21 protein-coding genes and 1 pseudogene are annotated in these 18,087 nt (G+C 48.0%); 18 read left to right on the top strand and 4 right to left on the bottom strand.

Translation table 11 applies throughout. From position 1 onward, the window contains the following. The first annotated feature begins 46 nt into the window (after positions 1-46). From M4I31_RS20715 to M4I31_RS20705, 3 genes are all read left to right on the top strand, one after another. On the top strand, positions 47-3,328 hold the full coding sequence (locus tag M4I31_RS20715; RefSeq protein ID WP_250856825.1) for a type I restriction endonuclease subunit R: 3,282 nt from the start codon (positions 47-49) through the stop codon (positions 3,326-3,328). A 30-nt stretch (positions 3,329-3,358) separates the two neighbouring features. Continuing rightward, a complete protein-coding gene (locus M4I31_RS20710) occupies positions 3,359-4,081 on the top strand; it encodes a M48 family metallopeptidase (protein WP_061584405.1) in 723 nt (240 codons plus the stop codon). Between the two features lie 113 nt (positions 4,082-4,194). Continuing rightward, positions 4,195-5,109 (top strand): restriction endonuclease, encoded by a 915-nt coding sequence (locus M4I31_RS20705; protein ID WP_061584400.1) that lies wholly within the window; start codon positions 4,195-4,197, stop codon positions 5,107-5,109. A gap of 182 nt (positions 5,110-5,291) precedes the next feature. On the opposite strand, the gene M4I31_RS20700 is transcribed toward M4I31_RS20705, so the two are convergent. Then, positions 5,292-5,912, bottom strand: a complete 621-nt coding sequence (locus M4I31_RS20700; RefSeq protein ID WP_250856824.1) for an inovirus Gp2 family protein — start codon at positions 5,910-5,912, stop codon at positions 5,292-5,294. A gap of 663 nt (positions 5,913-6,575) precedes the next feature. Continuing rightward, the gene (locus M4I31_RS20695; protein WP_250856823.1) at positions 6,576-6,785 is read right to left on the bottom strand and encodes an AlpA family transcriptional regulator; all 210 of its coding nucleotides are present in this window, start codon (positions 6,783-6,785) and stop codon (positions 6,576-6,578) included. Between the two features lie 531 nt (positions 6,786-7,316). Here M4I31_RS20695 and M4I31_RS20690 point away from each other — a divergent pair. The 14 genes from M4I31_RS20690 to M4I31_RS20625 all read left to right on the top strand — a co-directional run bounded on the left by M4I31_RS20690 (position 7,317) and on the right by M4I31_RS20625 (position 16,296). Beyond that, positions 7,317-8,114, top strand: coding sequence for a hypothetical protein (locus tag M4I31_RS20690; RefSeq protein WP_250856822.1), 798 nt, complete (start codon positions 7,317-7,319; stop codon positions 8,112-8,114). 107 nt (positions 8,115-8,221) lie between these two features. Then, the gene (locus M4I31_RS20685; RefSeq protein ID WP_250856821.1) at positions 8,222-9,112 is read left to right on the top strand and encodes a GTPase family protein; all 891 of its coding nucleotides are present in this window, start codon (positions 8,222-8,224) and stop codon (positions 9,110-9,112) included. 306 nt (positions 9,113-9,418) lie between these two features. After that, positions 9,419-9,970, top strand: a complete 552-nt coding sequence (locus M4I31_RS20680; protein ID WP_250856820.1) for a hypothetical protein — start codon at positions 9,419-9,421, stop codon at positions 9,968-9,970. A gap of 5 nt (positions 9,971-9,975) precedes the next feature. After that, positions 9,976-10,491 (top strand): hypothetical protein, encoded by a 516-nt coding sequence (locus tag M4I31_RS20675; RefSeq protein WP_250856819.1) that lies wholly within the window; start codon positions 9,976-9,978, stop codon positions 10,489-10,491. Between the two features lie 280 nt (positions 10,492-10,771). Then, positions 10,772-11,593, top strand: coding sequence for a DUF932 domain-containing protein (locus M4I31_RS20670; protein ID WP_250856818.1), 822 nt, complete (start codon positions 10,772-10,774; stop codon positions 11,591-11,593). Positions 11,594-11,663: 70 nt separating this feature from the next. Next, positions 11,664-12,134: an antirestriction protein gene (locus tag M4I31_RS20665; protein WP_250856817.1), complete on the top strand. Its 471-nt coding sequence runs from the start codon at positions 11,664-11,666 to the stop codon at positions 12,132-12,134. A gap of 52 nt (positions 12,135-12,186) precedes the next feature. Then, a complete protein-coding gene (gene radC / locus M4I31_RS20660; RefSeq protein WP_250856876.1) occupies positions 12,187-12,672 on the top strand; it encodes a DNA repair protein RadC in 486 nt (161 codons plus the stop codon). Positions 12,673-12,683: 11 nt separating this feature from the next. Next, positions 12,684-12,905: a DUF987 domain-containing protein gene (locus M4I31_RS20655; RefSeq protein WP_250856816.1), complete on the top strand. Its 222-nt coding sequence runs from the start codon at positions 12,684-12,686 to the stop codon at positions 12,903-12,905. A gap of 22 nt (positions 12,906-12,927) precedes the next feature. After that, entirely contained in the window at positions 12,928-13,287 is a 360-nt protein-coding gene (locus M4I31_RS20650) for a type IV toxin-antitoxin system YeeU family antitoxin (RefSeq protein ID WP_286531200.1), read from the top strand. Between the two features lie 48 nt (positions 13,288-13,335). Next, on the top strand, positions 13,336-13,713 hold the full coding sequence (locus M4I31_RS20645) for a TA system toxin CbtA family protein (RefSeq protein ID WP_250856815.1): 378 nt from the start codon (positions 13,336-13,338) through the stop codon (positions 13,711-13,713). Next, positions 13,710-14,201, top strand: coding sequence for a DUF5983 family protein (locus M4I31_RS20640; protein WP_250856814.1), 492 nt, complete (start codon positions 13,710-13,712; stop codon positions 14,199-14,201). Before M4I31_RS20645 ends, M4I31_RS20640 begins: the two co-directional genes overlap by 4 nt. A 29-nt stretch (positions 14,202-14,230) precedes the next feature. Then, positions 14,231-14,371: a hypothetical protein gene (locus tag M4I31_RS20635; RefSeq protein WP_250856813.1), complete on the top strand. Its 141-nt coding sequence runs from the start codon at positions 14,231-14,233 to the stop codon at positions 14,369-14,371. Positions 14,372-14,515: 144 nt separating this feature from the next. Then, positions 14,516-15,364: a DUF4942 domain-containing protein gene (locus tag M4I31_RS20630; RefSeq protein WP_250856812.1), complete on the top strand. Its 849-nt coding sequence runs from the start codon at positions 14,516-14,518 to the stop codon at positions 15,362-15,364. A 134-nt stretch (positions 15,365-15,498) separates the two neighbouring features. Then, positions 15,499-16,296, top strand: a complete 798-nt coding sequence (locus M4I31_RS20625; RefSeq protein WP_250856811.1) for a helix-turn-helix transcriptional regulator — start codon at positions 15,499-15,501, stop codon at positions 16,294-16,296. Between the two features lie 298 nt (positions 16,297-16,594). Here the strand turns inward: M4I31_RS20625 and M4I31_RS20620 are convergent, their stop codons facing one another. Then, positions 16,595-17,449, bottom strand: coding sequence for a GIY-YIG nuclease family protein (locus M4I31_RS20620; RefSeq protein ID WP_085048382.1), 855 nt, complete (start codon positions 17,447-17,449; stop codon positions 16,595-16,597). A gap of 159 nt (positions 17,450-17,608) precedes the next feature. On the opposite strand from M4I31_RS20620, the pseudogene M4I31_RS20615 reads away from it, so the two are divergent. After that, a pseudogene (locus M4I31_RS20615) lies at positions 17,609-17,724 on the top strand (type VI secretion system tube protein Hcp); the annotation flags it as partial. 64 nt (positions 17,725-17,788) lie between these two features. On the opposite strand, the gene M4I31_RS20610 reads toward M4I31_RS20615, so the two are convergent. Continuing rightward, positions 17,789-17,971, bottom strand: coding sequence for a hypothetical protein (locus tag M4I31_RS20610; protein WP_085048381.1), 183 nt, complete (start codon positions 17,969-17,971; stop codon positions 17,789-17,791). Positions 17,972-18,087: the final 116 nt, after the last annotated feature.

The following is an 18,087-nucleotide window of genomic DNA, read 5'->3' as shown; positions in this document are numbered from 1 at the left end:
CAGCGTTGCTGCAGTGGAAGGTCGATCCTAAAGATAAGGGAGTAAAATGAGCACCCAATATGCCCCAAAATTTCAGGAAGAATACAGTGCTAAGCTTCCGGCTTTGGCGCTGCTGACTAACCTTGGCTGGTCTTACCTTTCTCCTGAAGAAGCTCTGGCTGCCCGAGCAGGCAAACCTGATCAGGTTTTGTTGACGCACCTGCTCAGGGAGCAACTGGCAAAGCGTACTTTTACGTATGGTGGAAAAGAATATTCTCTTTCCGACAAGGCTATTGATAATCTGATTGCTGAAGTCAACAGCCCTGCCTTGAATCAGGGGCTACTCACTGCCAATGAGCGTCTCTATAACCATTTGATGTACGGTATTTCCGTTACCGAGTTTATCGATGGTAAAAAGGCAAACCCAACCATTGCCTTAATTGATTGGCACCATCCAACGAATAACAGTTTTGTTTTTACTGAGGAATTCACGGTAACGCGTGCTAACGGCGTTGAATCACGTAGGCCAGATATCGTCTGTTTTGTGAATGGTATTCCATTGGTGGTCATTGAAGCCAAGCGTCCGGATGGAAACGCAAAAAAAATGCCAACCATTGGTGAAGGGATATCACAAACTCTCCGTAACCAGCGCCACGATGAAATTCCACGCCTGTTTGTTTACAGTCAGTTACTGTTGTCGATTAATGGCCATGATGGCCGTTACGGTACCTGTGGAACGTCGGCTAAATTCTGGGCCACCTGGCGTGAAGAGGACCTTTCTGATGCTGAAATGTATGTCATCAAGAATCAAAAGCTTCTGCCTGAACAGCTAGATAAGCTATTTGGTCATCGACCAGTAGCTGTTGGGGATTGGTTCCAAGGTTTGGTCGCTGCGGGAGAGTTGGCTGTGACCGGGCAAGATAAGCTGTTAATCAGCCTATTATTGCCTGAACGTCTGCTGGACATGATTCGCTTTTATACGCTGTTTGATAAAAAAGTCGGCAAGGTTGTTGCTCGCTATCAGCAAGTTTTTGGTATCAAACGCTTGATTGAGCGTATCAATACCAAAAGACCTGATGGTAGCCGTGAAGGTGGCGTTATTTGGCATACCACCGGTTCGGGTAAATCGTTGACGATGGTATTTCTGAGTAAAGCGCTGATCTTGCATGAAAGCTTAAAGCAATGCCGCATTGTGGTAGTTACCGACCGCGTCGATTTGGAAAACCAGCTTAGCCGTACCTTTATCTCCAGTGGAGAGCTCTCTGGGAAGAGGGACAAGTCAGCGGCGATCGCGACATCCGGCAGGCGTTTGGCAGAACAAATTGGTAAGGGCACTGAGCGTATTATCTTCTCGTTGATCCAGAAGTTTAATACCGCCATCAGGCAGCCTGAATGCATCAATACCAGTTCAGATATTATTGTGTTGATTGATGAAGGCCACCGTAGCCAGGGGGGTGAAAACCATATCCGCATGATGCAGGCGTTGCCGAAAGCCGCATTCGTTGCTTTTACTGGTACTCCATTGCTGAAAGATGATAAAACGACCAATAAATTTGGTTCTATCATCCATGCTTATACGATGCAGCGAGCAACGGATGATAAAGCCGTAACGCCACTACTTTATGAAGAGCGCATTCCCGATCTGGATGTGAATGAACGTGCTCTCGATAGCTGGTTTGAGCGAATCACCGAAGGATTAAGCGACCAGCAAAAAACCGATCTTAAACGCAAATATGCAAGTAAAGGGCAGATCTACACCGCAGACGATCGTATTCGTCTGATTGCATTAGATATTGCCAATCACTTCGTGAAAAACATCGACGAAGGTTTAAAAGGTCAGCTTGCTTGTGACAGTAAAGCCGCTGCCATCAAGTACAAGAAATATCTGGATGAGGTCGGGCTGTTTGAATCCGCGGTGGTGATCAGCGCCCCTGACACTCGTGAAGGTAACACCGAAGTTGATGAATCTACCACACCTGAAGTTGTTAAATGGTGGAAAGAGAATGTCGGTCAACAGGATGAACAATCCTACACCAGAAATGTGATAGACCGCTTTGATAAAGACGATTCGCTGAAATTGCTGATTGTGGTCGATAAGCTGCTAACCGGCTTTGATGAGCCCAAGAACGCAGTGCTTTACATCGATAAGCAGCTCAAAGGACACAACCTGATTCAGGCGATAGCACGAGTTAACCGTTTGCACCCTAAGAAGAAATTCGGACTGCTCATTGATTATCGCGGCATTCTTAAAGAGCTGGATACCACCATAGAGAAGTACCAGAAACTCGCATCCCGCACCCAGGGTGGTTACGAGATTGATGATCTTGCCGGGCTCTATAATCAGATGAGCACCGAATACAAACGTCTACCGCAGCTTTATAAAAACCTGTGGGCGATTTTTGACGGTGTGAAGAATAGGCAAGATACCGAGCAACTGCGTCAGGTATTGGTACCACGCATTGAAGAAAAAAATGGCGAACTGGTAGATGTGCACCTGAAAATACGTGAAGACTTTTACGAGGCACTGACTGAATTTGCCAGTTGCTTAAAAGTTGCATTGCAATCAGCCACCTTCTTTGAAGACAAGAGCTTTAGTGAAGATGATCGCCGTCATTACAAAGAGACGGTGATGCAGTTCTCCAGTTTACGCCAGTTAGTGCAGCAAGATGCCGGTGAGCGTATCGACTATGATGAATATGCCGAGCAGGTCAAAAAGTTACTCGATAAGCATGTTGTTGGTGTAGAAGTTCGGGAACCTGATGGTGTTTACGAAGTAAACAAGATGGGACAAGCGCAGCCAGAAAAGTGGAGCGAAGATAAAATCCGTAACGAAACCGACATCATAAAAACGCGTGTTACTCGTATGATCGAACAAGAACTGCGTGATGATCCCTATGCGCAGGAGGCATTCTCTAAGCTATTACGGCAAGCTATCGAAGAAGCTGAGAAGTTATTCGAGCATCCGCTCAAGCAATATATGCTTTTCCGGGAGTTTGAAGAGCAGGTGCAGGAACGCCGTTTGAATGATATTCCAGATGCATTCGCCGGTAACCACCATGCTCAGGCTTATTTTGGCGTATTCAAGAAAATTCTGCCAGAGGTCTTCTCGATTACCGATTCGCAAGTTCAGGATAAGTGGATAAAACTGGCGTTTGATGTGGATCGTTCAGTTGAAACCTCGGTGGCCGAAAACTCGATAAACCCGCAGAACATTGAAGCAGATATCAGGAAAAAGCTGCTGCCATTGATGTTTAAAGAATGCAAAGCTATTGGCGGCGGTATGGACCAGGCGAAGAAGATCGTCGAGATGATTGTACAAATTACCCGTGTCGGATTGAGTGGAGTGTAAGCTGTGCCCATTCATACGCAAACGCAGGCTATGAGCTTTATCTACGGAGACGAGTGGATCAACTTTGATCGTGAGCCTCGTCCCTATGCAAGAAGCCGCGTGTTGATTAAGGTGCATCCTGATTGCCGGGTGGTTGTCTCTGCACCTGAAGAGGCTGATGATCTGGCCGTCCTGACGGCAGTGAAAAAGCGAGGACGCTGGATTTACCAGCAGCTTCGAGATTTCCGCAAACAGCTTGAGTATATTACGCCACGGAAGTATATCAGCGGCGAGAGCCATTATTACCTTGGCAAACAATACTTGCTGAAGGTAATTGAAGAACCTGCGGGGGTACAACGCGTAAAAATGTTGCGCGGAAAGCTGGAAGTTACCTTGCGTCAGAAGAGCCATGAAAAGGTCCGGCAACTTCTTATTGATTGGTATAAAACCCGTGCCAAGGATGTTTTCGCCAAACGGCTTGAGGCCATGCTCGAGCAGGCTCTGTGGGTCAACGCTCTGCCACCATTGCGCATTCTCACCATGCAAACACAGTGGGGGAGTTGCTCACCTAACGGTCGGCTCACCCTTAACCCAAACCTGGTCAAAGCTCCCCGGGAATGCATCGACTATGTGATTTTGCATGAGCTCTGCCATCTGGCCGAGCATAACCATAGTGAACGCTTCTACCGGCTCATGGGACAGGTAATGCCGGACTGGGAGAAGACCAAGAAGAGATTGGATGGGATGGCTGGGATGATATTTTCTGATTTATGATGTGGAGATGAGGTTTACCTTAGTCAGTTAAATTGGTAACAGTGGGTACATATACATGTTCATCACGCTAAGCTACCAACCTATCCAATAAAAACATTATCAGGGATGTTTCTATGGCTGTTCCTACCTACGATAAATTTATTGAGCCATTGCTACGCTATTTGGCTGATAAACCCAATGGCGTACCGGCTCGCGATGCGCACGAAGCCGCTGCTGATGCACTTAATCTTGATGATAATCAGCGGGCAGAAGTGATTGCCAGCGGTCAGTTAGTTTATAAAAATCGGGCTGGTTGGGCACATGACCGCCTGAAGCGAGCCGGTTTATCGCAAAGTTTATCCAGAGGAAAGTGGTGCTTAACGCCAGAAGGGGTTAATTGGGTACATGCCCATACCCAGCCACTCACTGACGGGGAAGTGAACCATCTGGCGTTTAATTTCATGAACGTGAAGCTAAAACAGCAGCCAGATGCTGTCGATCTTGATCCAAGACCAGTGGTACTGAATCAGGAAGAGCTGGCAAAAAGCAGCCCGGATGATCGACTTGATCAGGCGTTAAAAGAGCTACGGGACGCGGTTGCTGATGAGCTGTTAGAAAATCTGTTGCAAGTCTCCCCAGCACGTTTTGAGGTTATCGTCCTGGATGTTCTTCATCGTCTGGGATATGGCGGACATCGGGATGACCTACAACGTGTGGGAGGTAGCGGTGATGGTGGCATCGACGGTATCATCTCGCTCGATAAACTGGGACTCGAAAAGGTTTACGTACAGGCTAAACGCTGGCAGAACACAGTTGGCCGCCCGGAACTCCAGGCTTTTTATGGTGCGCTGGCGGGACAAAAGGCCAAACGTGGCGTGTTTATCACCACTTCCGGTTTTACTTCTCAGGCACGAGATTTTGCCCATTCCGTTGAGGGCATGGTTTTGGTTGATGGTGAACGCCTGGTTCATTTGATGATTGAGAACGAAGTCGGTGTTTCTTCCCGTTTGGTTAAAATGCCCAAGCTAGATATGGATTACTTTGAGTAATGAGTGAATCCGAGCCGGAGCGACAGCTCCGGTTATTTGTTTGGAAAGATTTTTCTTTGAGAGCTGGTCTTTGTGCTTCTGAATGGTTGACTCGAGCTGAATGCCTCTAGAATAACCTTGAACAGGAGGAAAATGAACTGCATCACTGCAAGGGAGAATGTATCCCCCAACGCTCTCTTTGCTTATCTGACACTTCCCCCGAATGAGCGTTCTTCCTTGCTGTAGGACTTGGTGCGTTCTTTGGCAAAGTATTCCAGATGGCGCCATAGTTCCAGTAACTGTTGACTATAGCGGTCCACCCGAAGACGCTCCAGATAGTGTGGCGTGTTGTTGAGGGAAACAAGCGTTCGGTATTCAGGAAATTCGAGCAGACCCAGCGCACTCAGCCAGGCCTCGCAGATGTAACTCCCCAGGTTATGGCCTTCCTTTGAATAATTCCCTAAGCCGTTGAAGGTATCTTTGTTAACAAATATTGCAGCGTGGTAATGCGATTTGTCGCGCTCTCCAGTTTCACGTACCCAGACATATCTCAGGTTCGTTGGACATACCTGGAGGCCTTCCCGCTTACGTCGTTTCTGATGGGCTGTTATACGGGCTCTCAGTGCATCAGTGAAACGTTCCATTAACCCTGCCTTCAGGTCAGGCGTACTGGTAATGCTATCATCGTTATCGCGATACTCAGGCAGTCTGAGAACGAAGGTGAATACGCATGTTCTGGCATGGGCATTTGTCGCCAGGTAGGTGACATCTCTGATACGTTTCATATAACCAGAATTCAGTGGGCCAAATTTACTATTGGTCATAAGTGTTACTCCTTTTTGTTTGTTTCAGGCGAGCGAATTCCCTGCCATAACGAATGGCAGTGATGAATACACGAATGGGGATTAATGTGTCAGAGGGTGGAAAGGCAGAGTGCTGTCGGATATTTATCAACAAACGCAGATGCGATTACTGGTGGTGAATGTTTAACTGACAGATATTCATATGATGTTGAATGAGATTTACCTTAACCATTATCCGTTATCGCAATTTATTAACCACCTTACCAGGGAGCCCGTGCGGGAATTATTTATATGCGTTATGAGGACCCTTTTGTGTAATTTTGAAGAAGGCATTAAAATCATACTTCATGATAATGCCTCCCTGACTAGTATCTCATTTAAACATTAACTCAAATTGTTTCGTTAACTTTCAGTGTTAATTACCATTGTTTAACAGTATACTCTCACCCTGTATACTTAACCCTGTAAAAGAGTATATTGTGAATAGATACCATGAGTATATAAGTGCATGCATGAGTGTGTATATAATATATATACTGTACGGATAATCACGATAAATATATAACAAAGCCTTCTCTAGTGCGGGGCCATATATTTAACGCGCTCATTTTTTACTCCAGGGTTAGCCATATCAGAACACAACAAAAAAAATACTTATTTCGAGGTTCGTTCTGACAGATATAATCAGTTACCGCGTGAATCCGCAATACGTTGCTGCATCCAAGTTTCGACTTCACTCTTCAGCCAGCGGGAACTGCGACCCAGCTTGATGGGCTTCGGGAACTGGCCTTCGCTGATGAGTTTGTAGAACCATTTATCCGTCATTTCGGTGTAGGTGGTGATGAATGTCATATCGACAAGCTGGTCGTTCAGCAATGCGGGGGATGTGTTCATGGGGAATCTCCTTTACGTTAAAAGTGAAAGGAGGAATGACTGTTCTCAGTGTTGTGTTGCAGCCTTCCTCAGAGGATGGGAAGGTCGTGTAATAAAATAATGATTATGTAATGCTCGCTCTGTCAGCCCCGCAGGCAGGAAGGCATCTGACTTACAGAATGTAAGCAGGCAAGCACCACAACACACTCATCTGGCTGATTTACATTAATTTATAATAAAGTAGGTCACTTTTAAAAGTGTATTCCATGCCTATAAAACCACCGATTCAAACTGGTCCAGCGGGCCACAGGTACAATCCTGACAGGCAGAGGCATGTGAGTTGGCGGACAGACGAAAATCTCCGAGCGATTTGTAAACCACTCCATACAAGGTACTATTAATTTATTTAACTAATATAAAGTAGGTTACTATTGCATGATAGCACTGCTGTCTGACAGGAACATCTTTGCGGCATTTCAGAAAGCAGGCAGTGAACCGGGTTACCTGGAACGCTTTTATTGATGTAATTATCATGACGATGAGAGGGAGAGGATGGGTTATAAATACAAGGCAACAATGTATTACTCTGATGATGAAACAGAAGCATTTCTCCGGGAGAAAGCATTAAAGACAAATGGAAAGAAAAGTGCGTCACACTACCTTTACTCCCTGGTATCGCGTGAAAGAGAAGTCGCCGACACAACCCGCAGTAAAATGGATACGTCGGCGGGAGTGCACATTTACCCTGAGTATACTGCTGTCCATCGTTATGATGTTTCAGGGGATATATCCTTCCCTTGTTTGATGGTAACAGGCAAAGATGAAAAATCGCGAATAAGATTCGTACACAAGGATATAATGAAAGCAATCGATCAGGAAATCGATTTTGATATTAACAAAGCCTCTCTAAAGAATCCCCATCAGACATACAACAATGACGATCTCCTTATAGTCATAAAAACAGATATACATTGTTCTTACAGCGACAACATAACGACTGAGCACCATTGTCAGGGAACATTTATAGCCAGTTGTATTATCATCAGGGTCAACAGAGTTGAATGGGAGAAATGGGGTGGAAAGTATGATTTTGAAAATATCAGATATATAAAATACAGAGATCTTTCAAACCCAAAAGTAAACAAACATACCGGGTTATGCCAGGTGGCAGAGTATGCACCTCAGGACAAGGCCGGCGCATTTTTTATCCCTGTACGAAAAACAGCTAAAGCATTTCCGTCTGACAGACTCCCTCCCATTTTGATAAAGGGCATTGACATCAACGCCAATAAGGACAGGCTCAGGCTAAAAGCGATGAATGCCTCTCAGAAAAAACGGCATTTCGGATAAGTTTCAGTCTGATGTTTTTAGCTGTAAATATATTCAGACCGATATTACCCCCGTGAGTACGGTAGCCCGTATCGCTGCCGCCTGTTGTTTAACTCACGGAGGTCAATGTGTCAGACAGTACCCATACCGGGCAGGTTTCCGATGCCCTGAAGCAGTCCCTGTCCTGTCTTCCCGGCGGCCTGCCGGATGCGATGGTCGAACGAATACTCCGGTGTGTTCACTACGAGCCGGTGATTGGCATTATGGGAAAATCGGGAGCCGGAAAATCCAGCCTGTGCAATACCCTTTTCAGTCCGCCACCTGCCAGCGTGGATGCGGCCAGGGGCTGCACCCGACGCGTTAACCGGTATCATATCAGGCGCGGGTCACATACTCTTTATATTGCAGATTTTCCCGGCATTGCCGAAACCCCGGAACTCGACAGACAGTATCGTCGGCTGTACCGGGCATGGTCCTCAAAACTGGACCTGATTGTCTGGGCGCTGAAAGCAGATGACCGGGCCTGGAAAGATGACCTGCGCTGCTACCGTGAACTGCTGAACGCGGGAGCAGAGCCGGAGCATTTTCTGTTTGTCCTCACACAGGCCGACAAAATGGAGCCCTGTCGCGAATGGGACAATTCAAATCATCAGCCTTCTGCAAACCAGTCTGAAAACCTCGCCACCAAAACAGAGCTTGCCATGACGCTGTTTGCCGCAGTCCATCCGGTCATTGCGGTATCCGCCACGGAATACTACAACCTGGAGCTGTGGGCGGAGGCACTGATTCAGGCCCTGCCAGTTAACAGCTGCAGTGCCGTTTCACGCCACCTGAACGCAGAGTTACGCACTGAACGTGTTCAGCATACCGCACGGGAAGGGTTCGTCAGTGTCGCCGGAACGATTTTTGACGAAGCGGCTTCAGTTGTGCAGACCTCAGGGAAACTGGTGCGTCAGTTACAGCGACTCCGTCGGCGGTTTCTGTCCCTTATTCATGTCGTCTGGCATCTTCTGTTCTGATTTTACCTTTCTTTTATCACTGCCGTTTCGATCTGTTTCGACGATCGAAATCGCAATGCATGATAGTCAATGACTATTGAAAGAAATTTATTGATCGTTATTAGTGATAGATATCAACGATCGGTTTGCGCATATCGATCTGAATTAACAATTATCCCGCCTTCTGATTAGCCAGTACGATCTGTGCTGTCCATGAAGATATCCCCGGTTATTAATTCTATTTAATCAATTATTTATAAAGGAATATTATATGCTTCATTTTATCTCCGTGATGACGGGTGCCTGTATTCACAGGGAGACCCTGAAATGAAATCATATCCATTACTGCGTCAGGATATGTTTGCCTGGTGCCTCGCGGCCGTACTCCCTGCAATCTGGGTCGTGCTGTTCCTCAATTTTCCACAGACAGTCGCACTTGTCATTTACATGGCTGTTGCCCTGGCCTGGGTGTTGCTGGACCGGACAAACCTGATGAAGCAGGGCATAACGCCCCCGTCCTTTGTCTGGTTCTGGTTCCCGGTGGTGTACCTGCGCCAGCGTGACCAGATACAGGGCAAACCCTGGCGGCTGATGCAGGTCTGGCTGCTGTGTACCGTGCTGTCATTCGTGGCGATATACCTGCTTAACCAGCGGTCTGGTACGGAAAACCTGGCGCAGAGTGCCTGCAGCGTGGTGACAAAAATTCTGCGGGACGAGGGATTTGATGAACGCTGTATTCGCGTAACCGATATGCAGGAAGAAGTAAAAGGCCGTTTCTGGCGGGCACAGGCCCTGCTGAACACCGGTGTAAAGGAGCCGGTGACCATTGAGGTCAGGGGCCGGGATATTTATGTCGTTTTACCCGAAGCAGGAGAGTGACGAAAATGAAAACCGTGAAAACCATTATCCGACATCTGCTGATGAGTGCAGCCGTGTTATTCACCGCGACATCAGTTTTGCATGCAGCGACGACGGACGCGCTCCCTCAGGCTCATGCCCCGCGCTGTGCAAAACCGGTGTTTTACGCACAGACTACGAATCACAAAAAAGAGGTGGAGATTTGCATTGTCACGCCGTCGGTCTCGTATTCATTCGGTAAGATTGGTACAAAAAGCAAAGAAATGAATCTTACTGTTCCTGCGGGTAGCACCACTTACGCGTACCAGAACAATCAGGTCATCAGTATTCAGGATTTTACGGTCAGAAATGGCGATACCAGTTATCAGGTTTCAGCTGGTTCGAATGATTCCGGAGAGCCATTTGCTTCCCTTTATGTCTATAAGGGCACCCCGGAGACAGGAAAACTGCTCGCAGAGATAAAACTTGACCCGGATACGGTAGCTAACAACATCAGCCATTCACTGGCAGAAGAGGGGGTTATACAGGCTGACAGCCTCTGATAGCAGCATCTGCCGGATGACATCAATACGGTTTTATGCCCCATGATACAGCCGGTTGATTGCGAGAAATCTAAATGAAGTGAGTTAGCAGTACAAACCAGCAAGAGTGCTTTTACCTTTAACTGGCAATCCGTAACGGCTGTTCGGTGCTGCTTGTAAAAAAGAATCTGCAACCTTCGCCGGTGAATACTGAACCGGTGATACACCACTGCACTGACAGGGCTGTTCCTCCTTCGGGAGGAACAGCCCTTTTCTTTTCCTGCCATATAAGGAGTTAACCATGCGCTTAGCCAGTCGCTTCGGGCGAATTAACCAAGTACGCCGCGACCGCCCTTTAACCCGCGAAGAACTGATGCAGGTCGTTCCCAGTGTTTTCGGGGAAGACAAGCATGCATCACGTTCTGAGCGTTACAGCTATATCCCTACCATCACCCTGCTGGAAAACCTGCAACGCGAGGGCTTTCAACCGTTCTTTGCCTGCCAGACCCGTGTTCGGGACCTGAGCAAACGTGAACACACTAAGCACATGTTGAGGCTGCGCCGTGCCGGACAGATTACCGGTCAGCAGGTCCCGGAAATCATTCTGCTGAATTCTCATGATGGTTCATCAAGTTACCAGATGCTGCCCGGTATCTTCCGCAGCGTCTGCACCAACTCCCTGGTCTGCGGCCAGTCCTTTGGCGAGATACGTGTCCCTCATAAAGGCAATGTGGTGGAAAAGGTCATCGAAGGCGCTTACGAGGTTCTCGGGGTCTTTGACCGGGTGGAAGAGAAACGCGATGCCATGCAGTCACTGCTGCTTCCACCAGCGGCACAGCAGGCGATGGCGAATGCGGCACTGACATACCGTTTTGGTGAAAAACACCAGCCAGTGACCGCTACGCAGATACTGACTCCCCGACGGTATGAGGACCGTCAGGATGACCTGTGGACCACGTACCAGAGACTGCAGGAAAACCTGCTCAAAGGTGGTCTGCCCGGGCGTACCGCGAAGGGTAAACGCAGCCACACCCGTGCCGTGAACGGCATTGATGGCGACGTGAAGTTAAACCGCGCTTTATGGGTGATGGCTGAGAACATGATGGATCTGTTGAGCCAGTAACCGGAACGCTTCCCACGAAATACCCCTTTCTTCAGTTCATTTCACATAGTCATACACAAGGAAAATCAACATGACGAGTAACACACTGCCACTGTTCACACCCGCAGACTCCGTCCCCGTCGCAGCTCAAAACCAGATTGCCGCCACACAGGTCGCCGATGAGAACCGCATCAGCTTCTGGCCGCAGCAGTTTGGCAGCATACCGCAGTGGATAACCCTCGAACCCCACATTTTTGGCTGGATGGACCGGTTTTGCAGGGGCTACTGTGGCGGGATATGGAATTTCTTTACCCTCAACAATGGTGGTGCGTTTATGGCCCCGGAGAGCGAAAACGATGAGAAATGGACACTGTTTAACAGCATGAACGGTAACGGCGCAGAGATGAGCGCTGAGGCTGCCGGGATAGCCGTCTGCCTTATCACTTACAGTCATTACGCCTGCCGCACCGAATGCGATGCCATGACAGAGCACTATTATCGCCTGCGGGACTATGCCCTGCTGCACCCGGACTGCCACGCAATTATGCGTATCATTGATTAGGGGAATTACCATGACAAATCCGGCCCCCTTACCCACGTCATCGCAGCCTGATATGTTCCCGTCACTGACCTCACCACACCAGGAAGTCCCCCTGTCCCCGTATGCCCGGCGAACGTTGCGGCGGGCAATGAACCTGCTGGAGCGCCAGTTGCGTGAACCCGGTGTGGCCTTCACCTCCGCCGGTGCCACCCGGGACTGGCTGCGCCTGCGCCTGGCAGGGGAAGAGCGCGAAGTGTTTATGGTGCTGTTCCTCGACAACCAGAACCGCCTCATTGCCCACGAGATACTGTTCACCGGCACTATCAGTCATACCGAAGTCCATCCCCGGGAAGTGGTGAAAGCCGCCCTGAAATATAATGCAGCCGCCGTCATCGTTGCCCACAATCATCCGTCAGGCCTGGCAGAACCCAGCGAGGCAGACCGCCGCCTCACGGAACGTCTTAAGCAGGCACTGGACCTGGTGGATATCCGCCTGCCGGACCATCTGGTGGTTGGCGGCATGGAAGTAGTGTCATTCGCTGAACGCGGCTGGCTGTAAGGAGAGCAGCGATGAAGATTATCAGCAAACGTCAGGCGATGGCGCTATATCGCCAGCATCCTGAGTCCAGGCTGTTTCGCTTCTGTTCCGGGAAATACGCCTGGTCCGGCAGCATCTGCCACTATGCAGGGAAGGAGGTCCAGGATATCAGCGGCGTCCTGGCCGTGTTCGCTGAACGTCGCCAGGACCGCAACGGCCCGTATGTCGTTCTGCGCAGCGTCACCCTCAGTTAACTCATATTCAAGGAGCACGACCTTGTTGAATAAAACACTGCCGGCAAATCATCATATTTCTGAACCGTGGTGGGGACTGAAACGTAATATCACCCCGTGCTTCGGTGCACGGCTGGTACAGGAAGGCAACCGGCTGCATTATCTGGCCGACCGCGCCAGCATCACCGGGACATTCACCGACGCGGATTTACGCCATCTCGACCAGGCGTTTCCTGTGCTGTTCAAACAGCTGGAGTTGATGCTGGTTTCCGGTGAACTCAGTCCCCGCCATCACCACTGCGTCACGCTGTATGCAAAGGGACTGACCTGCGAGGCTGACTCACTCGGATCGCATGGTTATATCTATATAGCGATTTATCCGACACCATCAGTAAGGTCATAACCCACGCAACACCTTTCTTTTTACCCCTTCAACAACGAGATACCCCTTATGCAAACACAACCCGTATCCCCGGCACGGGAGGCTTCTCCACGTCTGTCACCCGTGGAGATTTGGCAGCGACTTCTGAGCCACCTGCTGGACAAACACTACGGCCTCACGCTAAACGACACGCTATTTGCTGATGAACAGGTGATTCAGGAGCACATAGACACCGGGATCTCACTGTGCGACGCCGTGAATTTTATCGTGGAAAAATATGAACTGGTGCGCACCGATCGTCACGGTTTCAGCGCAGAAACACAGTCACCACTTATCACCAGCATTGATATCCTCCACGCCCGTAAGGCCTGCGGACTGATGATACCCAATGGCTACAAAATGGTGACTGACATCACCACCGGCAAATACAGTGGGGTGACCCGATGAAACTGTCTCTGACTGTGGAAGCTGATGCCGTCAATATACTGGCCCTTAACATGGGGCGGATCGCTGTTGATATCGACGGAATTGAGCTGGCCAATCTGATCGATGTAGTCTGTGATAACGGTTGCATATTACGCTTTACAGAAGCCCCTGGGGAACCAGGGGCTGAAGATCCGCTCCTGCCTGTCACTCGCTTTAACGGTATCCGGTGCAGCACCGCACATATCACCGAAGCCGACAACAACCTGCTGTTCACGCTTTCGCATCAATATGAAGACCATGGTGACAGCGAATGGATTATGTATACCGGCTCCGGCTATCTGTTGCATCTGGATGCGTGGTCGTTTCCGGTATTACGCCTCAAACGTCTCGGTTTGTCGAAAACCTGTCGTCGCCTGGTGGTGGCGCTTATGCGCCGTTACGCCGCCAGCATTGTTCATCTGGATGCCTGTGGCGAAGTGCTGCCAGGCTTTGCCACCTTTGACTGGTAACTCAACAACAATCACAACAAGGAGTTCTAATGCCAGAATTAACCACTGAGGTCGTTCCCAACATTCTGATTGGCTGGCTGCAGGACAATATAGATTGCGGTACGGGGAACATCTTTGGCAACGACGAAAACAACACCGACTCAGCAAAGTTGTTGCCCTGGATTAAGTAGGCACGAAATGATGTTCGTGACCTCCGACACCTCCAGCTTCTGCAACAGGCCAGTACAGATTAGCCTCCGAACCTTACTCATCACCCACATACAAACGCCAGCCCTCACCGGCTGGCGTTTCACTTTATATAAAGGAAATTACTGATGTCAGAACTAACTCTCACCGAACCCGAAGTGTTAACCAACCATACCGATGTGATTTGCTCTACCAGTATTGAGCGTATCGTCACCGGACGTAATACCGCGATTGCACAGATTGAAGCGCTAATACAACAGCTTGACGATATCTCTGCCCTGACAGGCAGTGTAGGAGGAGGCAAAGCGAACGAATGGGGAGTACGGCAATACCGTTACGACTGCTTGTTGATGGAAAAACCAGAATCAGCGATGAAAGCCATTACCCGAAATATCGATCGCAGCATCTGGAAAGACCTGATGAATAAGTCGGGAATGCTGGCGCTCATGGACGCACAGGCCCGCGACGAGTGGTACAACAGCCTGGAGAAAGACGATATTCCCACTGTTAGTGAAGAGAATATTCTCAGCACGTTTAAACAATTGCACCAGAGCAAAGGTGACGTATTTGAACGTGGGGCGATAAATGTGTTTAAAGGTCTGAGCTGGGACTACAAGAGTAACAGCCCGTGTAAGTTTGGGAAAAAGATTATCGTTACAGGGCTGGTGAAATATGATCGTTGGGGATTTGGGCTTAGCTGGGGATGGCAACGTGATCGTCTGGCGGATCTTGAACGCATGCTGATGATCCTGGACGGAAAGCCTGTTCCTGACAACCGAGCTGATGTCACCCGCCGTCTTGGAGATCACATCCATGAGAACAGACACAGCAATCGTTATGAGGACGAGATGTTTACAATCAAGTATTTTCAGAAGGGAACAGCCCATATAACCATGAAACGTCCTGATCTGGTGGATAAGCTGAACGATATCATCGCGAAGCACTATCCGGGAATGCTGGATGCTAAGTATGTGTAAAAGGTCTTCTCTTTTGGAATGGTCTTTCAATTCTTCCATGCTTATGTCAAATTTTATTTGAAAACACATAAATGTGTATTTACGTTTTTTTGTGTTTTAATGCTTGTCATCAATCTCATCAAAAGAGCGATGCCATGTTACAGAACAACATCAAACAGCTTCGTACTCAATTGTCGATCACTCAGCGCGAGCTGGCGTATATGGTCGGCACCAGCCAACAGCAAATCCAACGCATCGAAACCGGAAAGGTCGCAGCAAAGCTGGGCATTGCACAGGCAATATGCAATGCTCTGGATAAGCCTTTAAACATCGTATTCCCGGAAAGCGATCAGTTGATTAACGACTTTCACAAGAAGCGCCGTAAAACCGATGATGATCTTGAGGCGATAGCTACTAGCGGTATTGAAATAGATAGCGGTCTCTGGACAGTAAAACTCTGGCTACAGGGACAGCAGGACTATTTATTATTGCCCATTTCTGCTGCGGATAAGCGAAGGTTTTATTATTATTTTCAGGAAACAGCTAGCCCGAATATAGAGCGGTTCTTTGTCTTTGACTCGGACCAGTATCGCTATGCGTTAAATATGCGCGAAGTAGTATTTCACCAGTTCTTGTCTGATGGTCTACCGCCAATCGTTGCTGAAGACGATGATGATTACGAAGATGATTATTTTAATATCCTTATCACCTTGGTGAACGGTGGCCCAGTGATTCCGCTGAGCGTTGAGCCTGATGCACCACAAAACGAAATGGCGGATGATATCGGTCAGTTGAATGCGTTCTTTGAAAAGCTGGACTGCGAGCCTGAAACCACAGATCGTTATATGTTAACCGATGAAGACGGTGAAGATGCTTTTATCCGTATTGGTTCTATTGCCATGGTGCGAGTCGTACTTGACGCGCTGGAGCCTGTGGAAGAAGATGAAGAGTAGTTTTTAGCTAGCTGTATTCACAGGGAATTGCGTTGAGTATACATGTGAGTATACATTGTGGTTCATTGTTTTTATAAATCAATTTATTTCAATATGTTATATCTTAAATCGCGGTGCGGCCTTCGCAATCGGTTCTTAAGTATAACTATTTTTTATGGCCATGGGCTGTGATGTAAAAGAAAGATCGATATTTCAGTTTATACCGGCACTGTTTTCAGGTGAAAAGTTCAATTTGGCCCTCCCCCCTTCTTTTAAACCTTCACCTCAGCGAGAGTTTTGCGTCTCGGTGGCACGATTATTAAACTTCGCTATTATTATGTAATATATCGCACAAAATACGACTCGATTCCAGTACCGGAAGATCCTTGTTTAATAACGACGAACGCATCGGTAACCTGTTCAATAGGTTCTCGGTTTGTGAGGCGAGATAGGCAACTAGAGGGTGCGCATTTTGGTCGGCTGAAATCATACGAACGCTGTATTGTGTGATTGTATCTTTGCGACAGATTCCCGAGCAGTAGTTGGTTGTACCCGTATACCTGAAATCTTTAATTGAAAAGCTAAACATGCGCATTATTTTGTGAGCGTCACTCTGTTCAGCGTAATTATCCGCTATCCGAAATTTCACTGTATTTTCTTCAATATCATATTGATAAAGTAGTCGATGCTGCTTAAACAGTAAGATAAGCAGTAAGCGATTTATCCTGCTGAACTGTTCCGTCACCTCGATAAGGTCGTTTATCATTAAATTGGACTGCTTTTTCATTTTCCTATGAGAATGCTCCGTACATCTACTGGCACGAAGTGGCGGCCTCTCTATGCCTTTCTGCAATTGAGCGTTAATTACTTCATGATCAATAACATAATGAATATGCTTAATCGCAGGTTCCAGTGCCTCAATGGTAAACAGTTCGGTATAACCATCGCCTGCATCAATGCCTGACTGATAATTGGTTAACAGAAAATGCAGCATTTTTTCTAGTTTAAAAACCTCTGACTGCGGCACGATAATTTGGTAAGAGCGCTCAAAATCCACTTCGCCCCAGGTTCGTGTTAGTGATTGAATGCGGTTATAGATGTTATTAGCTTTACCAATTTTCATCATCTTTTTGGCCGGGAAAATCAATAAATAGAGAAAGGAAAGGTTGTCCATAAAGCACCTCTGGTTGCGGTATTAAAGAAGGCAATGATAAAAGATTTCTCTTGTTAGGCGTAGCGCGCTGCGATAATGCGGTACGGCTGCCACTGGTAAAGGCTAGTAGAAGTAAGTTTGTTTAATGCCTTGAACACCGTTTTTACATGCTCAAGGCGCGAGCGGGGAACCGGGCATTTAGAAAGCGTACAACTGCGCTATGAAAAAATCACTTGGTGTATCGTAGATGGCAATATTCAATATACTGACGCTGGAACGAACGTACTACGGCATAAAGCAAAGATGGCGCAATACCCCATAATAAAGGCGCCCGCAGGCGCCTCAATGACAATCACACGCTCACCCCTTCGACGCTTTCCCCGCAATCACTCCGATAAACTCCAGCACCTGCTTTTGCTTGCGCGCGGAGAGTTTTTCCACGGCGCTCAGGGACTTCATCTGTTCTGACTCTTCGGGTTCGGCGGTGCGTGCGGCATGCACTTCTGGATCAAATGAAACTGCAATACTATGCGTATCAGTCATGGTGACTATTCTCCGATAATAGTTACTGCGATCAGCGATGCGCAGGTGTTGGAGCACCTACGCATCGCGCTAATAAAATCCCTGTAAATTCCCCCAGTATCTTGAGTGAAGTCCAG

This window comes from Citrobacter sp. XT1-2-2 (assembly GCF_023516235.1).
Classification (GTDB): Bacteria; Pseudomonadota; Gammaproteobacteria; order Enterobacterales; family Enterobacteriaceae; genus Citrobacter; species Citrobacter werkmanii.
Note: the sequence above shows the minus strand (reverse complement) of the source record. Positions and strands in the feature narration are given on the sequence as shown.

Excerpts from the sequence above, each read along its gene's own strand:
- M4I31_RS20700 (WP_250856824.1), bottom strand. The coding sequence starts at position 5,912 with ATGACCAATAGTAAATTTGGCCCACTGAATTCTGGTTATATGAAACGT.
- M4I31_RS20705 (WP_061584400.1), top strand. The coding sequence starts at position 4,195 with ATGGCTGTTCCTACCTACGATAAATTTATTGAGCCATTGCTACGCTAT.
- M4I31_RS20665 (WP_250856817.1), top strand. The coding sequence starts at position 11,664 with ATGACGAGTAACACACTGCCACTGTTCACACCCGCAGACTCCGTCCCC.
- M4I31_RS20655 (WP_250856816.1), top strand. The coding sequence starts at position 12,684 with ATGAAGATTATCAGCAAACGTCAGGCGATGGCGCTATATCGCCAGCAT.
- M4I31_RS20625 (WP_250856811.1), top strand. The coding sequence starts at position 15,499 with ATGTTACAGAACAACATCAAACAGCTTCGTACTCAATTGTCGATCACT.
- M4I31_RS20710 (WP_061584405.1), top strand. The coding sequence starts at position 3,359 with ATGAGCTTTATCTACGGAGACGAGTGGATCAACTTTGATCGTGAGCCT.
- M4I31_RS20675 (WP_250856819.1), top strand. The coding sequence starts at position 9,976 with ATGAAAACCGTGAAAACCATTATCCGACATCTGCTGATGAGTGCAGCC.
- M4I31_RS20645 (WP_250856815.1), top strand. The coding sequence starts at position 13,336 with ATGCAAACACAACCCGTATCCCCGGCACGGGAGGCTTCTCCACGTCTG.
- M4I31_RS20670 (WP_250856818.1), top strand. The coding sequence starts at position 10,772 with ATGCGCTTAGCCAGTCGCTTCGGGCGAATTAACCAAGTACGCCGCGAC.
- M4I31_RS20620 (WP_085048382.1), bottom strand. The coding sequence starts at position 17,449 with ATGGACAACCTTTCCTTTCTCTATTTATTGATTTTCCCGGCCAAAAAG.
- M4I31_RS20690 (WP_250856822.1), top strand. The coding sequence starts at position 7,317 with ATGGGTTATAAATACAAGGCAACAATGTATTACTCTGATGATGAAACA.
- M4I31_RS20640 (WP_250856814.1), top strand. The coding sequence starts at position 13,710 with ATGAAACTGTCTCTGACTGTGGAAGCTGATGCCGTCAATATACTGGCC.
- M4I31_RS20695 (WP_250856823.1), bottom strand. The coding sequence starts at position 6,785 with ATGAACACATCCCCCGCATTGCTGAACGACCAGCTTGTCGATATGACA.
- M4I31_RS20610 (WP_085048381.1), bottom strand. The coding sequence starts at position 17,971 with ATGACTGATACGCATAGTATTGCAGTTTCATTTGATCCAGAAGTGCAT.
- M4I31_RS20715 (WP_250856825.1), top strand. The coding sequence starts at position 47 with ATGAGCACCCAATATGCCCCAAAATTTCAGGAAGAATACAGTGCTAAG.
- M4I31_RS20680 (WP_250856820.1), top strand. The coding sequence starts at position 9,419 with ATGAAATCATATCCATTACTGCGTCAGGATATGTTTGCCTGGTGCCTC.
- radC (WP_250856876.1), top strand. The coding sequence starts at position 12,187 with ATGTTCCCGTCACTGACCTCACCACACCAGGAAGTCCCCCTGTCCCCG.
- M4I31_RS20635 (WP_250856813.1), top strand. The coding sequence starts at position 14,231 with ATGCCAGAATTAACCACTGAGGTCGTTCCCAACATTCTGATTGGCTGG.
- M4I31_RS20630 (WP_250856812.1), top strand. The coding sequence starts at position 14,516 with ATGTCAGAACTAACTCTCACCGAACCCGAAGTGTTAACCAACCATACC.